General features: G+C 56.9%; 17 protein-coding genes and 1 pseudogene. 4 read left to right on the top strand and 14 right to left on the bottom strand.

Annotated features, from left to right (window positions below; genetic code table 11):
- Together AB0O52_RS07595 and AB0O52_RS07590 are read left to right on the top strand one after the other, a co-directional pair.
- The coding region (locus AB0O52_RS07595) for an S-layer homology domain-containing protein (RefSeq protein ID WP_364535573.1) at positions 1–321 on the top strand (321 nt) is incomplete at its 5' end.
- A gap of 131 nt (positions 322–452) precedes the next feature.
- Positions 453–785: pseudogene (locus AB0O52_RS07590) on the top strand (sugar phosphate nucleotidyltransferase); the annotation flags it as partial.
- Here the strand turns inward: AB0O52_RS07590 and AB0O52_RS07585 are convergent.
- The 9 genes from AB0O52_RS07585 to AB0O52_RS07545 all read right to left on the bottom strand — a co-directional run bounded on the left by AB0O52_RS07585 (position 782) and on the right by AB0O52_RS07545 (position 10,975).
- Positions 782–1,384, bottom strand: coding sequence for a low molecular weight phosphatase family protein (locus AB0O52_RS07585; protein WP_364535571.1), 603 nt, complete (start codon positions 1,382–1,384; stop codon positions 782–784). The pseudogene AB0O52_RS07590 and the gene AB0O52_RS07585 overlap by 4 nt on opposite strands.
- Before the next feature lie 76 nt (positions 1,385–1,460).
- The gene (locus tag AB0O52_RS07580) at positions 1,461–2,105 is read right to left on the bottom strand and encodes a VanZ family protein (RefSeq protein WP_364535569.1); all 645 of its coding nucleotides are present in this window, start codon (positions 2,103–2,105) and stop codon (positions 1,461–1,463) included.
- Positions 2,106–2,156: 51 nt separating this feature from the next.
- Positions 2,157–2,768: an LPXTG cell wall anchor domain-containing protein gene (locus AB0O52_RS07575; protein WP_364535566.1), complete on the bottom strand. Its 612-nt coding sequence runs from the start codon at positions 2,766–2,768 to the stop codon at positions 2,157–2,159.
- A 184-nt stretch (positions 2,769–2,952) separates the two neighbouring features.
- Positions 2,953–4,836, bottom strand: a complete 1,884-nt coding sequence (locus AB0O52_RS07570) for a DUF4012 domain-containing protein (protein WP_364535563.1) — start codon at positions 4,834–4,836, stop codon at positions 2,953–2,955.
- A gap of 2 nt (positions 4,837–4,838) precedes the next feature.
- A complete protein-coding gene (locus AB0O52_RS07565) occupies positions 4,839–6,152 on the bottom strand; it encodes a UDP-glucose/GDP-mannose dehydrogenase family protein (RefSeq protein WP_364535560.1) in 1,314 nt (437 codons plus the stop codon).
- A 41-nt stretch (positions 6,153–6,193) separates the two neighbouring features.
- The gene (locus AB0O52_RS07560) at positions 6,194–7,600 is read right to left on the bottom strand and encodes a sugar transferase (protein WP_364535557.1); all 1,407 of its coding nucleotides are present in this window, start codon (positions 7,598–7,600) and stop codon (positions 6,194–6,196) included.
- A gap of 91 nt (positions 7,601–7,691) precedes the next feature.
- Positions 7,692–8,666, bottom strand: a complete 975-nt coding sequence (locus AB0O52_RS07555) for a GDP-L-fucose synthase (protein ID WP_364535620.1) — start codon at positions 8,664–8,666, stop codon at positions 7,692–7,694.
- The gene (gene gmd / locus AB0O52_RS07550) at positions 8,666–9,694 is read right to left on the bottom strand and encodes a GDP-mannose 4,6-dehydratase (RefSeq protein WP_364535554.1); all 1,029 of its coding nucleotides are present in this window, start codon (positions 9,692–9,694) and stop codon (positions 8,666–8,668) included. The genes AB0O52_RS07555 and gmd overlap by 1 nt, the downstream gene beginning before the upstream one ends.
- Positions 9,695–9,730: 36 nt before the next feature.
- Positions 9,731–10,975: a glycosyltransferase family 4 protein gene (locus AB0O52_RS07545; protein ID WP_364535551.1), complete on the bottom strand. Its 1,245-nt coding sequence runs from the start codon at positions 10,973–10,975 to the stop codon at positions 9,731–9,733.
- A 1,214-nt stretch (positions 10,976–12,189) separates the two neighbouring features.
- Here AB0O52_RS07545 and AB0O52_RS07540 point away from each other — a divergent pair.
- On the top strand, positions 12,190–12,756 hold the full coding sequence (locus AB0O52_RS07540; protein WP_364535548.1) for a glycosyltransferase: 567 nt from the start codon (positions 12,190–12,192) through the stop codon (positions 12,754–12,756).
- A gap of 11 nt (positions 12,757–12,767) precedes the next feature.
- A complete protein-coding gene (locus tag AB0O52_RS07535) occupies positions 12,768–13,949 on the top strand; it encodes a glycosyltransferase family 4 protein (protein ID WP_364535545.1) in 1,182 nt (393 codons plus the stop codon).
- 325 nt (positions 13,950–14,274) lie between these two features.
- Here the strand turns inward: AB0O52_RS07535 and AB0O52_RS07530 are convergent, their stop codons facing one another.
- From AB0O52_RS07530 to AB0O52_RS07510, 5 genes are all read right to left on the bottom strand, one after another.
- On the bottom strand, positions 14,275–15,597 hold the full coding sequence (locus AB0O52_RS07530) for an ISL3 family transposase (RefSeq protein WP_364535542.1): 1,323 nt from the start codon (positions 15,595–15,597) through the stop codon (positions 14,275–14,277).
- A gap of 331 nt (positions 15,598–15,928) precedes the next feature.
- Positions 15,929–16,771 (bottom strand): glycosyltransferase, encoded by an 843-nt coding sequence (locus AB0O52_RS07525; protein ID WP_364535540.1) that lies wholly within the window; start codon positions 16,769–16,771, stop codon positions 15,929–15,931.
- A gap of 1 nt (position 16,772) precedes the next feature.
- Positions 16,773–18,260 carry a hypothetical protein gene (locus AB0O52_RS07520; RefSeq protein ID WP_364535537.1) on the bottom strand — a complete coding sequence of 496 codons (1,488 nt, stop codon included), beginning with the start codon at positions 18,258–18,260 and terminating at the stop codon, positions 16,773–16,775.
- Positions 18,257–18,775: an acyltransferase gene (locus tag AB0O52_RS07515; RefSeq protein ID WP_364535534.1), complete on the bottom strand. Its 519-nt coding sequence runs from the start codon at positions 18,773–18,775 to the stop codon at positions 18,257–18,259. The genes AB0O52_RS07520 and AB0O52_RS07515 overlap by 4 nt, the downstream gene beginning before the upstream one ends.
- A complete protein-coding gene (locus AB0O52_RS07510; protein WP_364535531.1) occupies positions 18,768–20,201 on the bottom strand; it encodes an O-antigen polymerase in 1,434 nt (477 codons plus the stop codon). Before AB0O52_RS07510 ends, AB0O52_RS07515 begins: the two co-directional genes overlap by 8 nt.
- Positions 20,202–20,259 lie beyond the last annotated feature (58 nt).

Genomic DNA, 20,259 nt, shown 5'->3' with positions numbered 1-20,259 from the left:
ATGTCGGAGAAGGGTATCTCCACCGGCTGGGCGGAGGCCGGCGGGGCACGGTCCTACCGTCCGCTGCAGTCCATCAGCCGCGACGCAATGGCCGCCTTCCTTTACCGGATGGCCGGATCCCCGGCATACACGCCGCCGGCGGTGTCGCCGTTCACGGATGTGTCCACGGGACAGCAGTTCTATAAGGAGATGGCCTGGATGTCGGAGAAGGGTATCTCCACCGGCTGGGCGGAGGCCGGCGGGGCACGGTCCTACCGTCCGCTGCAGTCCATCAGCCGCGACGCAATGGCCGCTTTCCTTTACCGGATGGGTCCCCTCTAGACAACGCACAGGAGAGACTCCGGGGCGACGTCCGGGTTAATCGTAGGTTGGTGCAACGGTCGATCACAGCGCCTATCTAAGTAGGGTCAGCTAACCCGTTCGACTTCATATCGTCTAATCAAATGAGCCAAGTCCGGGTCAACAGCCTCGTGGAGAAGCCTTCTGTTGAAGAAGCGCCATCAAACTTGGCTGTCATTGGACGCTATGTCCTGCACCCGGCTGTGTTCGATGTCCTCGAGGCGACCGGCCCCGGGCGCGGCGGCGAGATCCAGCTGACCGACGCACTCCAGACGCTCGCAAAGGGCGACGGAGAAGGCGCGGGCGTTTACGGGGTCATCTTCCGTGGACGTCGCTACGACACTGGTGACAAGCTCAGCTACCTGACGGCCGTCATCACGCTGGCGTCCGAGCGGGCCGAGTTCGGTGAAGACCTCAAAACCTGGATGAAGGAATTCCTCGGCTAGGACGGCTGCATGCTTAACCGCGCGTAGCGGAGAATCCTGAGGATTGCGGGAGCCAGTTCGTCTTCCATCCGCAGGTACGCCTCGGCACCCTGTTTGTAAGGGTCGGCGACGTCGTTGTCCGCGGATTTCGCCGCGAGGACGAGGTGACGCACGGAGGATGCCCGTGCCGGCAGTTCTCGCCATAGTTGGGTGTAGTCAGAGCCCGACGGCGGTGCGTCGCCTCGCTCCTCAAGGGCCGTCACCATCCGGGCGAACTCGCGGATGGTGAACGTCCGCTTGAGCAGGGAGGCGTCCTGCTGCAGAACTTCCCCGCGGTGGTGGGACGCCATGGTGAGTACCAGGTCAGATTCCCTCAGGATTTTTGAGGTGAGCTGCCGTGCAGCAAAGTCTTCGGGTGTGCCGCCGTAAGTGCGGATGATGTCGGCCGACAGCGGCTGGATGGGGTTGCCCACCATGGCGCGGGTGCCGGCACTGCGGACTTCGAAGCCGCCGGGGATGACCTGGTCCAGGCCTGCCTGAAGCAAGCGTTCGGCTACCGGGGAGCGGCAGATGTTCCCGGTGCAAACTGTCAGTATCCGAATGGGTTGGGGCGATTCCAAAGGTGTAGCTCTTTCACTAGCTGGCAGGCGTGGCGCCTATGATTTACAACTTAACACGCCGGACATCAAGTCTCATTCAAGGCCGGGCGGTGCTCAGCGGAAGCCACTTCAACACAGCCGCAACCAGCAGTCCGAGGCCGACTCCAAGGGTGTTCATGAGGATGTCCTGCAAGCTTGAAAATCGGTGTGGCAGGAACAGGAGCTGGCCGAGTTCTACCGTGCTTGATATAGCCGCGCCGAGCGCAAGGAGCTGCCACCATCGCTTGCGGCGAAGCGTGAGTGCAAGAAGAAGCCCTGCAGGTGCAAAGAGGAGTATATTGGCCGAGGCCTCGACGAATCCGTAGTTGATCCATTCGGGTATGCCATTTCGGTGCAGCAAATCCAAGAGGACTGCAAGATCGCCTGCTGCCGGCTTGTCCACTGGGGTCGGCCAAAAAGCGATGAATGCCAGTACAACGAAATAGCCCACAAGACTCCAGCGTCGTCGTCCACCGCGGGCAAGCGATTTCTGGCAAGAGCGCGATTTCACGAGTGCCGCATCAGCGCGAAGGCAGCCACGCCGAAGGAAACCACGGCCAGCAGAATCAGAAATATGATCGGCCAGGCCTGACTCGGAATAGCTGGAATCCGTGGAATCAACGGAAAACCCACCCTGAAGCTCAGCCGCTTGCGGCGTCGCCAATGTCTCCCCATGTTCACAAATTACCGCATGCGCAAACAAGGAGGGGTTGTTTCCGGATCACCGGAAACAACCCCTCCTTTTGTTTTGCGGTTAGGCTGCGGCTACGGTTTCGTTCTTTGCGCGGCGGCGAACCACCACTACGGAGGCCGTGCCGGCTACGAGTGCGCCAGCGCCAACCAGGCCCCAAAGGATCAGGCTGGAATCGACGCCCGTATTGGCCAAGCCGGTACCACCGGTGTTGGCAAGGCCTGCACCGCCGGTGTTTGCAAGACCCGCGCCGCTGACTCCGGCGGCAACAACTGTTGCCGTGACGCTGTGGTGGGACTCTGTGCCGAAGGCCGTCAGCTGGTACGTACCTGCCGCGGTCAGCGCAACGTCGGTGGAGAAGGCGCCGGAGCTGTTAGCAACAGCGGTCACCGTCGTGGGTGCCAAGTGAAGGGCTCCCGGTACGGCCATCGCAAGGCCATTGCTCGTGCCGGGTGCTGCTGCGCCCTGAGGAGCGGCAGTAAAGGTGATTGTGATGGTGATGATTTCGCCCGGCTTGAAGCCGGTTCCTGAGAATACGACCGTCCCGCCCACCGTCACGGTCGCGCTAGAAACGGTGCCCGGGACCGGCGCCGGGTAGTCGACGGCCATTGCTGGAGCCGAAGCGGCAAGAGCGATGGTGCTCGCAAGTGCGAGCACTGCAAGTGATTTCTTCATTTTTGTCCCCCTGAGACCTTGGTACGTGCTTGAGACCTGATACGTAATTCATCGTGATGATGTGATTTCATCCACCACAAACACGTGAACTGAAATCTGAGACCCACCCAAGAGAGAAGTTACCATCCTAAGGCTACTTACCGCAAAGTAAATCCAAACTCGTTACAAAGGGTTAACACCCTGTCTATCCCGTGGCCCCACAGCTTGCCGATTGAGTCGGGAGTATTACCTTGTCCATGGATTGGACAGTTGGTGTTACTACCACTTCGGCCTGACTGTGTTGGACGATCTTCCCGAAAGTGAATTCCACCGTGCTGCTCTGCCCTGGCGCCAGCCGCACGGAGAGGGTGCCTACTGGTCGATCGTCGTGGAGTTGCGCACCGAACGGAACTGTTTTCCCATCTTGGGTGGCGGTTTCAACTTGGGCTTGGGCAGGGCCGTAGGCGATCACATTACTTTGGGCCGTGCCTGGCGGCACCCCATAGGCTCCGCCGCCGGTAACGTACGCCGGCAATGAAGTTGCCGCATCGGCAGGTGCGGTGTTCGTGCTTGTGATTCGAACCTTGACAGTCCCATAACCGTCGGCACCCGCGCATTGCTGGATCAGCTGAACCGTGCGTTTCACGTAATAGTCCATTTTGGCTCCGGTACCGTCATTGAAATACGCACCGAACTGGGCCGACGGAACGCTGGGGCCGGAAATGGAGCCGCTGAGCGAGTACTTCGCGAGAATGGACTGTTCTGTCGTGTCCCCAGACCAGAGCAGGACCCTGTGTTCTTCTACGCCTTTCCCGACGCCTGCAAGAAGGCTTTTCGCCTCCCCTTTGCCAGAAGACAGAGCACTGAAGATTTCCTTGGCCACGCCAGCGAAGTAGATGTCCTGCATCTTTGGATCTTTGATTTGGACATACACATCGGAGAGCAGGGTGTTCACCACGTTCTTGCCGGTGAGCTGGGTCGGCAGCTTTCCTTCGGTCAGAGCAATTATCTGAGGGTCTTCAAGGCCGACGGGTCCTGTGACGTCCAGGATGTAGCCGAGAGCCACAGGATCGATGGAAATCGCTCCGTCCAGGTGTTCTCCCTTTTTCTGTTCCCACATCTTCAACGCTGTAGTAGCTGAGGTGGGGAAATCGGGAGTGAAGTTGACGTCCTGCATGAACGTGCCCAAACGGTCGGTGTAGATGCGCTGTTGCTCAGCATCGACGGCTACTGGCGGGTTGAACACTCCAAGCTCGGTGGCGCTGGTTTCAGCGGAGAGACTGATTTTGCCTTTGTCTGCAGTTAGCACTACCAATGCGCCGGGAATGCCACCGGTGGCTCGGGCCTCGGCATTATTCTGCACCAGCAGCAGGTAGTGGCGCGGCTTATCGGAGCCCAACATGGCCGGGGCTAAGCCTGCCGCGTCGGATGCCGTGTCCAACTCGTCCACAACGGAGCTAAGTTGCTCTCTGGCTTGTGTCAGCGGCCCGGCGATCTGGGGAAGAAGCCCGCTGGCGTCGATCCCGTTCAGCCGTGCAGCCGAGGCGCTCACGGCGTGTGCGGCGGACGCAACAGCTGGGGCCGCCTTTCGGATCGGTTCCAAGTCCGTTCCGCTTGCACCCGGCATCAGCTTGTCCCAGTTTAGAGAGTCATACACCTTCACCAAGGGAGTGACGCCCAGAGTGGCCACGTCGTCTGCTGAGCGGGCTATTTCAGTCGCGGCGGAGAAGTTCGCGCCGAGCCATGGCGTGGCCGAGGCCAGGGACCAGACGGGATCGGACGCGGCGTCCCGGGCGGCCGCGGTGTGTCTCCGAAGCTCGTCAACAAGGGCGGTGGCGTCGGCCGGGCGGTTCTCGAGGATGTTCTCTTTGAGTTTGGGCACCAACTGGGTGGATGCCTCAAGCTCTGTCTTGATGATGGAGCCCTTGGCGCCCAGCCAAAGAAGCACGACTCCTGAGATGACTAGGATGGCTCCAAGGCAAATTCCGGCAATAAGCAGACGGCGCCGGTTGCCCGGAGCATCTTTGCCGTTGGTCCGCCTTGACTGGGGTTCATCTGGGGTGGTTTTGGATTGTTTGGTGTCGGTCACGCTTAAGGCCTTCCGAGTCCGCGGTAGTGCCAACCGGCGGCGCGCCATTTTGCAGCATCAAGGGCGTTTCGTCCGTCCAGTATCCGAAGCCCGGCAACGCCGCTGCTCACTTCGAAGGGGTCAAGGTCTTTGTATTGCTGCCATTCGGTGAGCAAGAGGAGGGTATCGGCTCCGGCGATAGCCGTTTCTAAATCCAGCTCATACTGGAGTTCAGGGAAGCGTTTGGCGGCGTTATTCAATGCCTTCGGGTCAGTGACTGTTACGACGGCGCCTTGGAGCTGGAGTTGGGCCGCGATGCTGAGCGCGGGCGAGTCCCGGACATCGTCGCTCTCGGGTTTGAAGGCAGCGCCGAGCACCGTGACGCGGTGTCCTAGCAGACTTCCTCCGCACAGTTCGCGTGTTAGCTCCACGACCCGCGTGCGGCGACGCATGTTGATCGAGTCCACTTCTCGGAGGAAGGTCAACGCCTGGTCCGCGCCGAGCTCGCCGGCTCGGGCCATAAAGGCGCGAATGTCCTTGGGGAGGCATCCACCACCAAAACCGATGCCGGCGTTGAGGAATTTGCGACCGATTCTGTCATCCATTCCAATGGCGTCGGCTAGCCGTGTGACATCTGCCCCTGCTGCTTCGCAGACCTCCGCCATGGCGTTGATGAAGGAGATCTTGGTGGCCAGGAAGGAGTTGGCGGCGGCTTTGACAAGTTCGGCGGTGGGGTGGTCCATGACCAATCGAGGAGTGCCGTCAGAGATTGGTGCAGCGTAGACCTCATCTAGTACCGAAACGGCGGAGTGATCTTCCGAGCCGTCGACCACACCGTAAACTAGCCGATCCGGGGAAAGCGTGTCATTGACTGCGTGTCCTTCGCGGAGGAACTCGGGGTTCCACACAAGGTGGGCGTTGGGTTCACTTTCGGCCAAGCTGGCAGCCAGACGGGAGGCGGTCCCCACAGGGACTGTGGATTTACCTACCACAAGGTCCCCTGGCCCGACGTGGGGGAGGAGCGCTTGCATGGCCGCATCCACATGGCGGAGGTCGGCCCCGTTTTCCCCCGTCTTCTGGGGTGTGCCTACGCAAATGAAATGGACGTTGTTCCCTTTAGCCATGGACATGTCAGCGGTGAATGACAGTCGTCCGGTTTCCTGCACGTCCCCAAGGAGCTCATCCAAACCTGGCTCGAAGAAGGGGGCACGGGCAGCGGAGAGAGTGCTGATTTTCCGCTCGTCCACATCGATGCCAATCACCTCGTGTCCGAGCTTGGCCATACAGGCGGCGTGTACGGCACCGAGGTAGCCGCAGCCGATGACTGAAATGCGCATTTTGTTGCCTTCCCCAGAGGGTCGTTCTGCGTCAGAGGTGGTTAGTAGGCGCCATGGCCCGCGAAAACAGCTTTGAATGTCTTAAACAAGATGACCGCGTCTCCCATCAGTGACCAGTTCTCAACGTAGTACAGGTCCAGACGGATGCTTTCCTCCCAGCTAAGATTTGAGCGACCACTAACCTGCCAGAGTCCGCTCATCCCTGGGCTCACGTACAAGCGCCGTGTTGCTGCGTCGTCGTAGAGCGCCACTTCACCTTCTCTCTGGGGACGTGGCCCGACGAGGCTCATACTTCCGCCCAGAACGTTGAGCAGTTGGGGTAATTCGTCCAAAGAATACTTTCGAAGGAACCGGCCTACAGGCGTTATTCGGGGATCGTTCTCTACCTTGAAAAGGGGTGTGTGGTTTGAACCTTGTGCCGCGAGCAGTTTAATGAGTTCGGAATCGGCATTCACTTTCATGGATCTGAACTTCAGCATTCTGAAGGTTGTGCCGCGCAGGCCCACTCGTTCTTGCGAGTAGAAGACCGGCCCCGGACTTGTGGTCTTTACGAGGCAAGCCAGGAAGACGAACAGCGGGGACATTGCGAGCGTCAGCAGGCCGGCGCCTACGACATCGAAAGCTCTCTTCGCAACCTTCTTGCCGCCCGTGAGTTTGGGTGTAGAGACATGGATCAGGGGGAGGCCGGCCACGGGCTGGGTATGAATACGTGGACCCGCAACATCCGTCAATGCTGGAGCCAAAATCATCCCAATGTCACGAGCGGCCAGTTCCCAGCCGAGTTTGCGGAGGTTCTCGGGGCTCAGCAAGGCGCCGTCAGAGATCGCGACTGCGTCCACCTCTGTTCTTTCGATCACAGAAAGGATGGAAGGAACATCGGAAGCGGTCCCTGTAAGGGGAACACCCAGTAGAGCGGACTGTGAAGCGTCGACACTAACCCCGGGAAGATGCGCAGCGGCTGGCGAATAACCTGCCGACGGCTGGCTCCTCAGCGAACGCACAAGGTGGGCTGCAGAATTAAGACTGCCTATTATCAGGACTCTGGACGTACTGCGGCCATGTTTTCTATCAACGCCTAAGTGCTGCCGGACAAGCCATCTCGCTACGAGGAGGCCCAAAGCCCCCGAAGGGAAAGCAAGTCCAACAAATCCTCTTGCGGTGTCGATTCGGAGAGCGTACGAGACGACTGCCACGAAGCCAAATAGCCATGCAGACGCTGCGATTACTCGTTTGTACTCTTCGGAACCCGTGCCAAGGACCTTGGCTTCGCGCGTTCCCCAGAATTCCAACATGAGCCACCAGCTAAGGATCAAGATCGCGGAGAGTAGGAAGTAGTCCACATCGCGAGGAATGGGCCTGTCGATGTCCATGAATCCGAAGCGAACTCCATATGCACCGGCAATAGCCCAGATGACAACGAATGCGTCGATAAACCTTAGTCGTTTCACATACTTGTCCCGCCAACTCTGGCTTCTCGAAGCTGAGTCGGATTGATGAACTTCTTCAACGTGAGATGTGCTGCCCCCCAAGACTTGCCTCTTATTCTCTTGTTCTGCCAGCGTTTTCGCGGTACCAGTCCACGGTGGAGCCGATTCCCTCTTCCAAGCCAATGGAAGCAGACCATCCGGCCTCAGAGAGTCTGGAAACGTCCAGCAACTTTCGTGGCGTGCCATCTGGTTTGGACGTGTCCCACTCGATGACTCCGCGGAATCCGACAGCGTTGGCTACTATCTCAGCCAGTTCCTGGATAGTGACATCCATGCCGGTACCGACATTCACCTGTTCTGGGCCGTCGTAGTTCTCCATCAGGTGAAGGCAAGCCGCGGCCATGTCGTCTACGTGTAGGAATTCCCGCCTGGGTGAACCCGTGCCCCAGTTGGTTACCACGGGAGCGCCAGACTTGGCGGCTTCGTCGTATCGACGGATTAATGCCGGCAACACATGAGAGCCTTCTGGTGAGAAGTTGTCCCCCGGGCCATAGAGATTAGTAGGCATTGCAGATATCCACGGAAGCCCATATTGCCGGCGAACAGCCTGGACCTGCATGATGCCCGCGATTTTCGCAATCGCATAGGCGTCGTTGGTGGGTTCAAGGTGCCCCGTGAGAAGCGAATCCTCTCGAATTGGCTGATCCGCGAACTTTGGATAGATGCAAGATGATCCCAAGAAGAGGAGCCTCTCAACGCCGTGCTCACGCGCTGCATCGAGAACGTTCACTTGGATCCGCAAATTGTCGCTCAGGAAGTCCACGGGATAAGTGTTGTTCGCGAGGATGCCGCCCACCTTTGCGGCAGCCAAAACTAGATAGCGTGGTTTGCTCCTCGCAAGAAACTCAAAGACGGCGTTCCGGTCCTTGAGATCCAGTTCTGTGGAAGTCTTGCCGACGAGTTCCGTGAAACCTTCGATCTCCAGCTTGCGCCAGATGGCGGACCCCACGAGGCCGCGATGTCCTGCCACATAGAAGGTCGAGCTGCGATCAAGCTTGCCAGGCGTGAATGAGACGGTCTCGGACATCAGTTCTTCCAACTATCGAGATCGACACCGTCGATCCAGTCTTTGCCAGCGTGCTTCAAGGCTTCGATGTCAGCCTCCACCATGATTCGAGCCAGCTCTGGGGTGTGGACGGTTGCCTTCCACCCAAGCTTCTCGTGGGCTTTTGATGCGTCGCCCACGAGCGCGTCTACCTCTGTGGGTCGTAGGTAGCGCTCGTCAAAGCGAACATGGTCTTCCCAGTTCAGGCCGGCGTGCTCAAAGGAGATTTGAAGGAAGTCGCGAACGGTGTAGTTACCGCCAGTAGCCAAAACAAAGTCGTCGGGTTCGTCAACTTGCAGCATGCGCCACATTCCCTCGACGTACTCCGCTGCATAGCCCCAGTCACGGACTGCGTCTAGGTTGCCCATGTAAAGCAGATCCTGCTTGCCGGACTTGATCGCGGCCACGGCTCGCGTGATCTTGCGCGTCACAAACGTTTCGCCGCGCCGGGGCGATTCGTGGTTGAACAAGATTCCATTGACGGCAAACATTCCGTAAGCCTCGCGGTAGTTCTTCGTCACCCAGTAGCTATAGACTTTAGCGGCCCCATAGGGGGAGCGCGGGTAGAAGGGTGTTTCTTCATTCTGTGGAGGCGGGGTGGCACCAAACATCTCGGACGATGAAGCCTGATAGAACTTCGTTTCGATGCCGGACATCCGCACGGCTTCGAGAAGGCGGATGGATCCGACACCTGTTGTGTCGCCAGTGTGTTCCGGCTCGTCAAAGGAAACTCGTACGTGCGACTGTGCTGCGAGGTTGTAGACCTCATCTGGACGGATCTCCGCCATCAGAGTCACAAGTCGTGCACCGTCGCTCAGATCGCCGTAGTGAAGGAAAAGCTTCGCTTTCGGATCATGCGGGTCGACATACAAATGGTCAATCCGTGCCGTGTTGAAAGTTGATGCCCTACGGATAAGTCCATGGACCTCGTAGCCCTTGCTGAGGAGGAGTTCCGCCAGATAGGACCCGTCCTGTCCGGTAATACCAGTGATAAATGCGCGTTTCTTCATAGTGCCCCCAAGTATGCGATAAGAGGAAATCTCGACTCATCGACTACGCGATTGTGCCAAGTGCCTAACGTAGTCATCGAACTGGTCGATGGCCGCGCCTGCCGACAGTGTGTCTCGTGTGAATCTTATGCCATTGTCGCCGAGTCTCGCCGCGAGTTCTGGATCTTGCGCGAGCTCCTCGGCCGCTTGCACAAGGCCTTGCGGGTCATTCGCGTTGACCCTAACCCCCGCCGATGATGCCTCAATTTCTGAAGCAGTAACGCTCCCCTCGTCTGTCGCGGCCAAAACGGGCACACCCGCGCTGAAGTAGGAAGTTAGCTTGCTCGGCACCGACATGTCTTTTACCCCGGGAAGTTCATTGACTAGCAGAACGTCCGCAGCCCTCATAGCAGCTTGGAAATCCCTCTGGGGGAGAGAATCGACGAAATCTATGTTTGAAATTCCCGCCGATGCTGCGATCAGCCGCATCTTCTGGTTCCCGTCGCCCATCAGTACAAATCGAACCTTGCTTTTTATGGTCTCAGCGTACTTTGCAGCTGTTACGACATTGTGAAGGCCTTGTTTCTTCCCCATGTTCCCTGCGTGCAGGACGATGATCTCGTCCTCAGACCATCCGAGGCTAGCTCTGGTATCACGCCGATCTGAACATGGGGCCTCGGGTAAGTGAGTCCAATTCCTGACGACCCTCGTGGAACTGTGGGAACCGTGAAGCGACGCGATGATGTAACGTGCGAATCGTTCGTGTATCGCAACAACGCCATCCCCCGACGTAAGAATTCGTGCCTCCAACCAGATGGCCAACTTGCCGAAACCGCGACTGCCATTCCCGGCCTCAACGACGCCGCGGCTATATAGGTCCTGCACCCAAATTGCAATAGCGGGTCGGTTCCGACTTAGTTTGTAACGCAGGGAGGCGACCCCGACGGAGAAAAGGGCCGGGCTGACCAAGATGATCACGTCGGGGCGGCCCCATCGGGCAAACAGGAGGCGAACGCCGAAGCTGAGCTCCATATGTAGCCGGCTCAGCGATGTTGGACGGGTAGGGACATGATGACGAAAGCGCTTGACGCGAACGCCGTTGACTACTTCTCGGCTGGACCAGCCCTTGTAGCCAGCATGAACTTTCCATTCAGGATAATGCGGGTAGCCGGTGAGGACTTGTACGGTGTGACCTCTAGACGAGAGTCCCTCTGCAAGCCCGGTTGTATACGGTGCGTTGCCAGTGGACTCAGGGGCGTAGTGAAGACCCATAATGACGATCTTGAAGTTGTCTGTGCTCACAGATGCAACAATAGTTGGCGGAAGACTTCAGTCACTTATCGGGGGACGTATGACGGATGAGTCAAACCGCGCGGCTGCGCACGAGGCTGTACCAGTTATTGATCTATCGCTTGCCCCAGGCGAGCGTGCGGCTTGGGACAGGCCCAGAGTTCTTATCTACCTCTGGGCAGCCACGGAGATTCTCTTCATTACCAATTCTTGGCAGGTCAGTTCTTCCTTAAGGGTCAAAATCTTGCGTCTGTTCGGTGCAGACATCGGGGCCGGCGTCGTGTTTCGCCCTCGAACTCGAGTGAAGTTCCCGTGGAAGCTTCACATCGGAGACCGGAGCTGGATCGGAGAAGGGGTGTGGTTTCACAACCAGGATCATGTCTACATCGGCTCGGATGCTGTGATCTCACAAGAGACCTTCGTGACAACGGGTACACATTCCCATCGCTCCGACATGGGCCTTGTTACCTCACCCGTATGGATCAGCGACGGCGTGTGGATAACATCAAGATGCGTTGTTCTGGGAGGGACGCGAATCGGAAAATCATGTCTGGTGACGCCAATGAGCGTTGTGCGAGGCGAGATTGAAGAAAATCAGATTGTAGGCGGAAACCCCCTGCGCTATATTGGGCGGAGATTCGATGTCTAAAAAGATGCCAGCACAGAGTCTGCTCAAATATTTCAAGCGTTCTTCACCGAGTTACAAACGGAGTAATAGCACACCAAGAATTGTTATGAGCTTCGCTTCACTGGGGAGCTATCGTTTGAACACAATGTTGGGCCTTAAGCGACACTTTGGCGACAATCTCGAGGTATACAGCGGAGACAAAGCGCCGGAGCCATCCATTCGATTGATCCAAAGTGAAGACTTCGATCATATAATTGTCAAGAACTATATTCTAGCCCACGCTGTCGTAATTCAGTCAATTCCTTTCTTCACCTACTTGAAGAGCGACCTGCTAGTAATGGACTTGAATCCTCGAATGCCTTGTGTGTGGATACTGCTAATTCTTCGGAGATTGGCAAGAAAGCGAACTCTTCTTTGGGGACATGCGTTTCCTCGAGCAGGCCAGGAGAGCCGCTCAGATATTGTGCGATCAAGGATGCGACGACTTTCCTCCGGTGTAATCTGCTACACTCGAACGCAGGCTGACCAGCTCACTAAAATTCATCCCAGTCTACCAATTTGGGCTGCACCAAACGCGCTCTATCTACGCGAAGATTTTATGTTCGACGAGGAGAGTATCCGTGATTCTTTTATATATGTTGGACGACTTCACTCCGAGAAAAAGCCACTACTATTAATTGAGGCCTTCGAGCAGCTTCTAGCGGTCAGAAGCGGTCTGAGACTAGTGATCGTGGGAGCCGGACCCTTGTCCGAGCAACTCAAGAGAAAAGTAGAGACATCGCCAGCCGCAGATTCAGTGCTCATTTTGGGCCATGTTGAGGACTATTCAGTCCTGAAGACCTTGTATTCCAGCGCTATTGCAAGCATTTCTCCAGGGTACGTAGGGCTTTCAGTGACGCAGAGCCTCAGCTTTGGGGTGCCAATGATAATATCCCGTGCTGAACCACACGCACCAGAGATTGAAGCAGTAGAAGACGGCTCTAATTGCATATATTTTAGGACGGACGACGTTCACGACTTGTCCCAGAAAATGAAGCAAATGGTAGATGACCGCCAGGCATGGCGAGCGAAAGGCGCCGAGATCTCAAATGCCTGTGGTTCGAGTTACAGTGTTGAAGCGATGGTAAGCGGACTCGTCGATGCTCTGGAAGATCGAAGTTCATGAGGGTCGCCTACGTGGTTTCGGATCTGAGTTACCCTCCCGCGGAAGGGTTGCACCAGCAAACTTTGCTTCTAGTACGAGGACTGAAAGACCAAGGCGTCGAGGTCGAGCTTCATGGGTTCGTGAAGTCGCTAAGAGCACTGGATGAGGAAGCCCTCTACCGCGAACACGGGATTGCTTTCGCCAGCCCGCCATCCGAGCAACCACGATCGCTCCTCGTCTCGGCTATTCGAAATCTATTTCCGTTCTCTCGAGCGGCGGGCCCTTTACGGAGACGATTGTACAACTTGTCGCAAGTTGATGTTATTCATTTTGAGGGAATCGCGGCCTGTGCAGTTTCAACCCGCAGACTGGCGTCGAGATCCATCCTCAGCTTCATAGATCCGGGATCGAGACGCAACTTCAGATTTTTTCGACAAGCTGATGGTTTCCTGCCGAAAGTTGTCTACTTTGCTACTGGTTTCGTTTATCTCGGGGTGGAGCGCTTGTTGCGTAGGGGTAACCCAATTTGGCACGTAGTTTCGGATGACGATCGGCGCTATCTGTCAGAAATTCACGGATTCGACGCGGTCATTGCGATTCCGGTCTCTTTACCCGCCGAACTAAGTGGCGAAGAAATGGCAAAACCGGAAGATTTCGCAGGGGAAGCCCAACTCCATCGTCGAGTTGATATTCTCGTTTACGCCGATCTTCGGCAACAACATATGCGCGATGCGTTGAAAGTTTTCGCGCGGAAGGTCTTTCGTTCATACGTTGGGCGTCGAGCAGTCGAGTTCACCATCCTTGGAAGAGTTGAATTGAACGCTGAATTCGCTTCTTGGTTCGAAGGACTAAATTACAAGTTCATAGCGTGGGCTGAAGACTATTTGGCCGTGCTTCGGAAGGCTGACATCGTATTACTCCCTGATTCGGTTGGCACTGGGCTAAAGAATCGAGCCATACAGTCGCTGGCTGCTGGCGTTCCTGTGGTGGGCACGTCAATAGCTATGGAAGGACTGGATCTAAGGAACGGAATTGACGCCTTCGTCGTAGATAGTGCAGAGGCGTCGAAAGTCCCGCTTCAGAAACTCGTTGCAGACCGAGCTCTGCGATTGCGTATTGGGGAAGCCGGGCGTTCTCGCGTTATTCAAGAATTCGGTACGAAAAGCGTCGTGAAGCGCTGGATCGATACCTATAGTGAGATTCAGAACGCATAGGAAGAATCTATCGCCCAGGTCCCGGGGCGGTACCCGCTGACCGGCCGGCTCCGGGACCAGCTTGTGGATGCTTTAACCGGCTCTTGGTGGTTCGTGGGGAAAGGGATTCTCGGGATGAGTGTCATGCCGCCGTCCGGACGGCGGCATGAACATCCATCACGGCAGAACAATCACCACGAACCGTGAAGAGCCGCTTAGACACACTCATCCCAGTAGGGCCACGGGCCCTCTTGTCTTCAACGACACGAACTCAATTCCCCACCAACCACGAAGAGCCCTGTAACCCGTTTGGGCCGCGCCATCTCGGAAAATGGGCTCTTCGCATTTAGGCATGGTTGGTCTGTTTGATCCGGTAGGGGCGGTGCCCGCCGGCGGCGAGTAGGCATCTGAGTCGGTAGTTGGTGAAGTTGCGGAAGCCGCGGGCGATTCTGCGGGTGGTTTCGATGACGCCGTTGATCGCTTCGGTGGGCCCGTTGGACGCGCCGTGGGTGTCGAAGTAGGCCAAGATCGCCGTCTTCCATTGTTTGAGCGTCCGGCCCAGTCGTGAGACCTCCGGGATCGGACAGGACGGGAACGAGGAGATCACCTCGTTGACGAGTTCCCTGCCCCGCTCCGGCCTGGCGTGGTAAATGTTTCGGAGCTTCTGATAGCACTGCCAGGCCAGGGTGACTTCGTGGTCCGGGTCCCCGAGGGCGAGTTTCGCGTCGAGCCGGGCTGCCTGTTTGTCGGTGAGGTGTTCGGCTCCGATCTGCAGGGTCCGGCGGATCCCGTAGAGCGGGTCGCCCTTGCGGCCGCGGTGCCCGAGGGTCTCCTGCTGCACGCGACGGCGGACCTCATCGACCATGGCTGATCCCAGTTTCACGACGTGGAACGCGTCCAGCACCGTGATGGCTTCGGGCAGTTCGTCGCGGATCGCGTTCGCGTAGCCGCGGAACGGATCCAGCGCTGCCGTCTTGATGCCGGCGGTGAATTCCTCGCCGCGGGCTTTGAGCCAGTCGGCATAGGCCTTCCCGGACCGGCCCGGGACGAGGTCCAGCAACCGGGCGTGCACCACGCCGTTCCCGTAGCGGGTGTGGTCCACGATCCCCGTGACCATCCCGGATCCGGGCGGGCCGGTATGGGACCAGACATGCTCATCGACTCCGAGCGCGTTCACCCCGGCCAGCCTGCCGGTCGCTGCGATTCGTCGGGCAGCCTCTGCCTTGATGGCGTCCCAGGCCGTGTGCCAGGAGACGCCGAGCTGGTGGGCCAGTGCGGAGACGGAGGTGTCGAAACGCTGCAGGCCGTCGGTCGCCCACGCAACGGCCCGGGCAGTGAGTTTAGCCCGGGGCCCGGCCAGCTCATGCTCTTCGGTGAAGGTGGTTCTGGGGCAGCCAGGATCCGGGCAGCGCCAGACACGTTTGGCCCACAGCAGCCGCACCGGCCGCCCGAAACACGGCGTGTCATGGAGCCGGACCTGCCGGCGGCCGTGCCCGACCGCGACGACACCGCAGTCCGGACACCCGCTGACGGATTCGGCTGTCTCGACGTGAAGAACCAGGCCGGTCCCGGCCGCCGTGACAGAGCAGACGTGGATGCCGTCGACACCAAGAAGCGCGTCGGCCCGCTCGCACCAGCGACCACCCGGGCAGGAAGTAGCATTGGCCATATCAGGGTCTCTTTTTTATTTGGAAGCTTGGTCGCTACCAATTCAAAGAGGCCCTGACCTCTCTCCTCCCGCACCACGCCGCAGCAGCAACCCGGACACGCTCCCGCCCTCGGCGTCAGACGGCCCTAACCACGCTCATCTGCGAAGGGCCGGAAAATGACTCTCGGTGGTTCGGAGGGAAAGGGATTCCTGGGATGACACACGTCCCGGGAATACATCTGCCGGCCGCTCTGCTGTCTACGCCGTGAGGGTCCGGTCAGCACTCAGGAGAAGCATTCGGTGTGCCCAAGCCTTGCCGACGACCGTTCCTCGCTCGGCGGTAACACAGCGCTCACTTAATTCCAGCGAGCTTTGTCAACTTCTTGACCACATTCAGTCCCACATAGATCGGGAACAAGACGCGTGAGCGGTGCTTCCACACAAAGTGACTATAAGGCCCTAAGCCATTGGGAGCACCGAATATCAACCTCCAGCGCTGGAAGAGATCTGCGTCAGCCAGACGAGAATCCTGTTGCTGTCCCTTTTCGCAGTATCCGATGGGATCGCTGGCGAGGACTGAATTAACCCCGTGCCGTCTGGCCACCAAACCTAAGTCGATATCACCGAGCCCATGGTGATACTTCGGGTCGAGCCCCCCAACCTTTCGGAAAAAGGCTCCCGGAACGAGCACGAAGTTTCCGTTGAAAGTATCGCAGACGGTAGTCTCGTCGACGGCACCCACGGAGGCAAATGCCAAAGCTTTGATGCGTGATGTCTCGACGAAAGCACCGTAAGTGGTCTCACCAGAGGAGCGGCTTATCGTTGAACCGACAACTATGGTGGGCCTTATGGCGTTTAGGCGTTCATACTCGGAAAAGAATGTCTGCGTAGACTGAGGAAGCACCTCGACGTCGTCATTGAACAGCAAATATGCGTCGTAATCCCTGGAAGCCAAACTAGCTTCGAAAGCCTTGCACATCCCTCGGTTCCAATAAAGATCTCCTGAGCCCGAAATAATCGTCACTTCGGGAAAGAGTTCTCCCACCTTTTCGGCGGTACCGTCGCTGGATCCGTCGTCAAGTAGAAAAATCTCCAAACTGTACGGAGTCTCAGCCGTTGCCTTGAGTAGGCTGGTTAGGCCGCGGATGGTTGTTTCTTTTCGATTGTAAACCGCACAAAGGACCGCGATGTTCAATTTAAGCTTCTTTCGTGCGCCCAAGTGCGCGTTTGAGGGGCTTCGTCGACAGGGCCAGCATCAAGAGACTAGAGCCCCCAGCTGCTGCGATCTGTAGGCCGGTCCCGACCTTGGGGAAGAGTACCACTTCCGAGGCCATTGCGATTGCCAGCCAGATAATCGCCATAATTGATGCAGGGGTCCCGATTCCGGTCGACTGTCGGCTCCACATACCTGAAGGAATTGCACTCCGCAGGGGGGTGAAGGACATAATTCCTCCGAGGCAGAATGCCGCTCCGTAAGACAGCACAACAGTAATTGGGGAATGGAGAGTGACTGCCACGGCACCTCCAAGCACATTAAGTAGCGCCATGAGCAAATGGACTACTAATAGATAACCCAGTCTCGCGCCAGAAACTAAGTAGTAGTACCCGACCAGTCCGGCGGTATTCACGGTGTTTGAGACGACAAGAATTGCAAATATCGCCAAAAAGATTGGTTCAAATGAGCCGAGCCCGAACCAACTTATGACGGGTGATGAAATCAGGGCGACCGCACCTGAAATCACAGCAACAAGCGACAGGCGGACTTGGGCGTCCCCAAATATAGAGCCCGCATCAGAATTCAATTGTCCGTTTGAGCGGGCACCCACGGCAAGAAGTGGCTGGGCCGCGGCTTGAACTGTAACTCTCATCTGAGTCGAGACACGCAGCGCCAGCTCAAAAACGGCAATGAAGGGGAGTGGGGCAATTAGGGAAAGGAGGAATTTTGTTGCGGGCTCAAACGAAAGTCGGCAAAGACCTATGGCAGAAAGGCTGAGATTCTCCTTCCATAGCGATCGGATCATTGCAGCCAGAGGGGTGTGGCCTGTTGGGCGACGTCCTAGAGATACCCTAGCGAGATAGACCCCGCACAAGATAAGTTGGATAAGTGGCACGACGACCCCCTGGACCCCCAACGCAGGGATGCCAACTACTTTGAGCAGTGGAATCGCCGCTGCCAGCCCAGCTAGATTGGCGATGACTGTTGCCCAGCTTTTGTAGACGATTCTGAAAGTTCCCTCGAGCGCCGACATCACGACGGCTGCGATTGAGCTCACCAGGCCGCCAACGAATGCAAGAAGGCTGAGTGCAGCGATGCTTTCGTTGCCAAGAAGTGATCCATACTGCCTTGACACGTACCAAGTTATTACTGGCGTCAGAGCTGCCCCGATCAGGGCGACAGGAATGGCGCTTAGAATTGTCCCGGCCGCCACCACGCGCCCGATTTGAGGCCATTCACGCTGTTTGATGGGGTGAGCAACAGCTCGAGTTATGTTGGTGCCAGTTCCAATGTCGGAAATACGGGCAATTAAGAACATGCCCTGAATTAGAGCCCATGCCCCGACTGCCGCCAAAGAAGTCAGCTCAATTGACAAGCGAAACACTACAAATGTCGAAATTCCGCCTGCCAGAGTAGCGATTATACCCACCGTGGACGCGCGTCTAAGATTGAGCAGATGGTAGCTCATTTAAGTGCCCGTATTGCTTTTGCTGGTACACCAAGGGCCAGATGGTAGGGCTCGATATCGCGTGAGACAACTGACCCTGCACCGATTACCGCGCCGGTTCCGATAGTAACGCCTGGCAGAATAGTTACGTTCGAGCCTACCCAAACATTGTCACCAATTGTCACTGGCTTTTTTTCTGACGTTTGTGAGTAGAGGAGGCCGCGCGCTGCGGCCGCGACATCGTGTGACTGCGAAGTAATTACGACGTGCGCGGCGATCAGGCAGTCGTCGCCCAGAACAACTCCGCCGCCCCCCCATATGTGGACGAAGTCGTTTAGGACTGTTCGATTTCCAATGCGAACAGTACGTCCAGCGTAGATCTTGACTGTGCTCGCAAGGCGAGCTCGAGCGCCAATGTGTCCGAGCAAGAGTTTTGCCCTCAACCACCGAAATTTGACGGCGGCGACATCCACCGTTTGGATCGTGGTCACGGCGATTCTCTTCAGATCTTTTAATGGTCTAATAATGTTAATCAATCTTAACCCCTTGAAGACGAGGCGAAAGTTTCCCGGCCGACGAAGAATTAGTACCTCCTGCAGCAATCATGCTCGGCAGCACAATGCCCGCGAGAAACCCAAGTTGTTGTACAACGGCAATGATAAAGACCCACCCTATAGTGCCTTGGCGGAACAAATGGAAGACGACGACGAGCAGAAATGAATATCGAAGGACGGTATTCACGGACCAATCTGTTCTCATTATGTTGCGGTCGACTCGTGCGGTCAGCCAGCCGAGTGCTAAAAAGGCTACTATGGTGCCAGCTATTCCAGCGGTAATATAGCTAGTGCCAACCAAGGTGGAGGCATATCCCACTACGCTTTGTAGCGGGGTGCCGGTTGAAACGGCACTGATGCCGTGCGACAGATCGTAAATGTTTTCGGGTTTGTCGGGCCAAATGGTTCTTGGGATAACGTACGTGAACGGAACTATGGACGTCTCCCAGAAAGCTTGAACGGGGCCGCCGAATAGATCGTTTATCTCTTGTCTTCCATAAATTGCAACCGTCATCATTTCTACCGTGGAGAATTCTAATGAATAGAAATAGAAAGCCAAGATAGATCCGCCGGAGTAACTGACCGTATTCAAGTCGATGCCGACGCCGGCGGACGCGGCTGGCAGAAATATGCGGAAAAATAGGGTTCCCATTGTCAGGGCAAGGAAAGCGATGACTCCGATTGGGAGGGCTCGAATTCCAACTTTCTTGACGAAAAGATGTATGCCGATCACAACCGCCAAAAGGGGCCAGAGAAGTCCGAGACGTTTGCCCATGGTTGTATAGCTGAGTGCGAGAACAAAGAGGAGCGCCGCAAAAGCTAAGGTTCGGTGCCGTTTGGATTTCAGCGCAAGGAGTACCAGCCAAACTGCTGCGCCGTCAGCGACTCCTGAAACTGTGCGCAGTCCGACTGCGTTGGCGTCGAGTTGGTCTAGACCGGAGTTTGTGCGGATACTCCCGGACAGTCGCTGCACAGTCTCGTTGAGTCCGCCTGACGAAAGGACGAAGTAGATCTTCAGTCCCAATCCGATTAGCACCAATACGATCGCAGTTCGCACTCCCTTGAGTGAGACAGGTGTGTGGTCCTTCACCTTGGAAGCCCACTCAAACGGGTTATGATTCGATCGTCTGGAGAAGACGAAATGCCCCAGCAGGAAGGCAAACAGTGCGACCAGGCAGAGCCCCAGTGTAACTGGAAGAGCCGGATTTTCGGAGAAGCTGGGCGCCCACAGATACTTCGAATCGTTTGCCAAAATTAGGACCGCAGGGAAGACCGCATAGACTGCAAAGAGGGATAGTACGAGGGTGTATGCGCTTAGTGCAGGCTTTACGCCGTTACCATCTTTAGGTGTTCCAAAGAAGGCAGCAATTAGCACGGCTGAAGTCAGAAGTACCAGAATTAGGCTCACAGATTCCTCAATCGACTACGTCTGATACTCACTCTCACCCGTCCATTGGAGGATGATG

The organism is Arthrobacter sp. NPDC080073 (assembly GCF_040686575.1).
Taxonomy (GTDB): Bacteria; Actinomycetota; Actinomycetes; order Actinomycetales; family Micrococcaceae; genus Arthrobacter.
The sequence above is the reverse complement of the archived record's forward strand: the minus strand, read 5'-3'. Positions and strand labels throughout refer to the sequence as shown.

Bases quoted from the DNA above. Each gene is read 5' to 3' on its own strand.
- AB0O52_RS07575 (WP_364535566.1), bottom strand. From the start codon at position 2,768: ATGAAGAAATCACTTGCAGTGCTCGCACTTGCGAGCACCATCGCTCTT.
- AB0O52_RS07565 (WP_364535560.1), bottom strand. From the start codon at position 6,152: ATGCGCATTTCAGTCATCGGCTGCGGCTACCTCGGTGCCGTACACGCC.
- AB0O52_RS07555 (WP_364535620.1), bottom strand. From the start codon at position 8,666: ATGTCCGAGACCGTCTCATTCACGCCTGGCAAGCTTGATCGCAGCTCG.
- gmd (WP_364535554.1), bottom strand. From the start codon at position 9,694: ATGAAGAAACGCGCATTTATCACTGGTATTACCGGACAGGACGGGTCC.
- AB0O52_RS07540 (WP_364535548.1), top strand. From the start codon at position 12,190: ATGTTCGACGAGGAGAGTATCCGTGATTCTTTTATATATGTTGGACGA.
- AB0O52_RS07530 (WP_364535542.1), bottom strand. From the start codon at position 15,597: ATGGCCAATGCTACTTCCTGCCCGGGTGGTCGCTGGTGCGAGCGGGCC.
- AB0O52_RS07520 (WP_364535537.1), bottom strand. From the start codon at position 18,260: ATGAGCTACCATCTGCTCAATCTTAGACGCGCGTCCACGGTGGGTATA.